At 51.7% G+C, this 3367-nt stretch carries 4 protein-coding genes; all 4 read left to right on the top strand.

The genetic code is table 11. From position 1 onward, the window contains the following. The first annotated feature begins 248 nt into the window (after positions 1 to 248). The 4 genes from NA637_RS24320 (at position 249) to NA637_RS24305 (ending at position 2923) form a co-directional block, all read left to right on the top strand. Positions 249 to 716, top strand: coding sequence for a 3'-5' exonuclease (locus tag NA637_RS24320; RefSeq protein ID WP_256075098.1), 468 nt, complete (start codon positions 249 to 251; stop codon positions 714 to 716). 166 nt (positions 717 to 882) lie between these two features. Next, the gene (locus NA637_RS24315) at positions 883 to 1254 is read left to right on the top strand and encodes a hypothetical protein (RefSeq protein WP_256075097.1); all 372 of its coding nucleotides are present in this window, start codon (positions 883 to 885) and stop codon (positions 1252 to 1254) included. A 405-nt stretch (positions 1255 to 1659) separates the two neighbouring features. Continuing rightward, positions 1660 to 2052 (top strand): hypothetical protein, encoded by a 393-nt coding sequence (locus NA637_RS24310; RefSeq protein ID WP_256075096.1) that lies wholly within the window; start codon positions 1660 to 1662, stop codon positions 2050 to 2052. Then, positions 2030 to 2923: an exonuclease domain-containing protein gene (locus NA637_RS24305; protein WP_256075095.1), complete on the top strand. Its 894-nt coding sequence runs from the start codon at positions 2030 to 2032 to the stop codon at positions 2921 to 2923. The genes NA637_RS24310 and NA637_RS24305 overlap by 23 nt, the downstream gene beginning before the upstream one ends. Positions 2924 to 3367 lie beyond the last annotated feature (444 nt).

Here is a 3367-nt window from a genome sequence, read left to right as displayed (position 1 = left end):
CCCTCCCTTATACAGTCATCATCCTTTCGGAACGCCCAACCTGGACAAGGAGCGTAAGCAATGCAAGGAACGTCATGCACCAGTCCCGTCCGGCGTCTTATACATCACTTGGTGTCTAATTATAGTTAGCATTCGGAGATAAGAGCATGACCTGGTTTGTCATAGCGATAATCGCAGCAGCGATCATTTATATATGAATAAAGCGAAACAAAGGCCGGTCAGACCTTTCAATCTTGCCGGAACGGTTCGTGGTTTTTGATCTGGAAACTACCGGCTTGAAATCAGATTCTCATGAAATCATTGAAATCGGACCAATCCGAGTGAATCGAGACTCTGATAACCATGATACATTTCAAGCGTTGGTTCGACCCAGCAAAAAGATTCCGAAGAAGATTACTGAAATTACCGGTATCACCCAAGATATGGTAGAAAAAGACGGCGATTCCCTAGAGACAGCTCTCGCACAATTCATCGAGTTCGTAGGTGATCTTCCACTTGTGTCCTTCAATGCTGAGTTTGATATGGCGTTTCTGACAACCGCAGTTCAGAAAAATCACGCTGGCGCACTTGCCAATAACCGTGTTTCGTGTGCCCTGAAAATGTCTCGGCGAGCTTGGCCTGGGCGAAAGCGCTATCGTCTCACTGATCTGGCAAAAGATGGGGGTTATCTGCTGATGGAACCCATCGTGCGCTTGGTGACTGTAAACGCGCTATGATTGTTTATACAGCAGCCGCTGCCAAATTGAGAAGTGCAAGCTAACTACATGAATGCTAACAAAACACTCCAGCCGACCGCTCAACCGCTGCGCGGTTTCGCGTCGGCTGAGCTTGGACGTTATGTTTTTCCAACCTGCTGAAAATGGTTGGAGTATCGGAGGAAGAATGAAAATACTTGGCGGCAATTTCGGGGTGAGCGGCTCTGCCTTTATCAGCCGCGATCAAAAGCTTGTGATCGAAGGCGCGTCAAAGTGCATATACATTCCAGAAGAAATTAGTTCGGTTTCTGCAAATGTATCGAAAGAGAAAAAATTCGGAATATTCGGTTTTTTAGTCGGAGCAATCATACTCAGTATAGTTCTTGGCATGTTTCTCAATGTTGCAGGCGTCTTACTTGCAATAGTAATAGCTATTGCCGGTTCATTTTACTCAGAAAGCAAGAATGTCGTTGAAGTCAAGTTCAAGGACGACAGGGCAGTCACCTTGGAATGCACGCCCAGATCCGTTAAAAAACTTATCCAGCTCGTCCCAAACTAAAAACATAACAATTGGTTCAAATCGCTCACTTCGTTCGCTGGGACGGGCTAAAGCCCGCCCCTTAACCAAACGTTAGGTGGTGATGCGGATGGATTCGCATGGTTCCTTCTTCGGGCAGTTCACCACGTCGGCCAGGGTCGGCGCCGGTAGCGGCGTTGGCCTCGCTGCGGGCGAATCGTCCGCGTCGGCCTCGTGTCGTCGGGCCTGCCGCACTCAGCTTGTCATCACTTCGGTGGCATTGCGCGCCATGGCATCCCGGGCAAGCCCAAAGCTGCGACGTTGTGGCATTGTTGGCTCAAGTGGTGACGGTGCTCCGGCATCACCACCTAACAGTTCATCCAAGCCGAACTGGCTTCGCCAGTCGGCTTAATTCAGGCGTTATGCGTCCTAGAAAGGGTTGAGCATATGAAAAACAAAATAACTCGATCAAATTCAGAACCAGTGCGCACAGGCCTTTCTTGGGAGGAGAGCTGGAAGGCTGATGATCAGGGTTTGATCAAGAGTTGGGAGGTCGGGAGGGAGCTGAGGCAGCAGCAGCCCGAACTGGCTACTCGTGCAGATCAGGGGGAGTTGCCCGTCCTTGCGTGGAAGGGTGGAGTAAAGAAGTTTATTAAAAGCGAAAAGTTTGGCGCGTATTTCTACTTGGCACAGCTTCAAGGGTTGCGAAGTGAAAACCTAGATATTGATACGTCTGTTGAAGTGCAGTTGATTTGCTCGAGAACTGGCGTGAAAGTCACATATACAAGCGACCTCAGTAAGTATGGGGGCGGCGAAGATGTCGGTTCAGAGCAGCCTTAGTTTTGTGGCAATAGATGTAGAAACAGCAAATGCCAATATGGCGTCAATTTGCCAAATTGGCATTGTTGAGTATCAAAACGGCAGTTTGGTTTCTGAATGGAAGTCCTACGTAGACCCTGAAGACTATTTTGATGGAATGAACGTTTCCATTCATGGCATTACTGAGAAAACTGTCGTTGGCGCCCCGACGTTTAGTGCAATAGCAGAAACTCTTCGCTCAATGCTTGACGGAAAAGTTACGGTCTGCCATACACACTTTGACCGCGTGGCCATAGGCCAAGCATTTCGGAAGAATAACGCTGTCGAGTTAAGTTGCCGTTGGCTTGATTCGGCAAAAGTGGTACGTCGCGCTTGGGAAGAATGCGCGGCGCAGGGTTACGGGCTTTCCGCTGTGAGCAAAAGGCTTGGGTACAAATTTCAGCACCATGATGCACTTGAAGACGCAAAGGCTTCAGCGCACATCCTAATTCGGGCATGCGAGGAAAGAGGCCTTGATGTTGAAGGCTGGCTTTCGCGGGTTGGGCGACCGATAGTTCCAAATTCTGGGGGTTCAGTAGCTTCTATACGGCGCGAAGGAAATCCCGAAGGCGAACTGGCAGGGGAAGTACTAGTCTTCACCGGTGCGCTCGGAATATCACGGCAAGAGGCCGCCAATATTGCCGCCTCAATTGGATGCCAGGTAGGCCCGTCGGTAACGAAGAAGACCACAATGTTGGTCGTCGGTGACCAGGATATTAGTAAGCTAGTTGGGCATGAAAAGAGCTCAAAACACAGGAAAGCTGAAGAGCTAATAGCGGCGGGCGCCCCCATGCGAATTATCGGCGAAAGTGATTTCATGGAATTGGTTAAGCAATCGCGTGCGTACGCATAACAATTCGCTGCAGGCGCGACGGCCCTGACGGGCCGCGGCCTGAGCTCAAACGTTAGGTGGTGATGCGGATGGAGTCGCATGGTTCCTGCCGGGCAGCTCGCCGCGTCGGCCAGGTCGGCGCCGGGGACGGTGTTGACGTCACCGCGAGCGGATCGTCCGCCTCGATCTCGGGTCGTCGGGCCTGCTGCACTCGGCTTGTCGTGGCTTCGGTGGCACCGCGCGCCACGGCATCCCGGGCAAGCCCCAAGCTGCGGCGTTGCATTCTTGGCTCATGTTACGTCCCGCTCTAACTCAGCCCCGGCATCCCCACCTAACAGTTCATTCAAGCCGAACTGGCTTCGCCAGTCGGCTTAATTCAGGCGTTAGGTGGTGATGCGGATGGAGTCGCATGGTTCCTGCTTCGGGCATCTCGCCGCGCCGGCCAGGGTCTGCCGGTCTTCGCGT

This window comes from Stutzerimonas stutzeri (assembly GCF_024448935.1).
GTDB lineage: Bacteria > Pseudomonadota > Gammaproteobacteria > Pseudomonadales > Pseudomonadaceae > Stutzerimonas > Stutzerimonas stutzeri_AO.
This window is presented reverse-complemented; position numbering and strand designations above follow the sequence as displayed.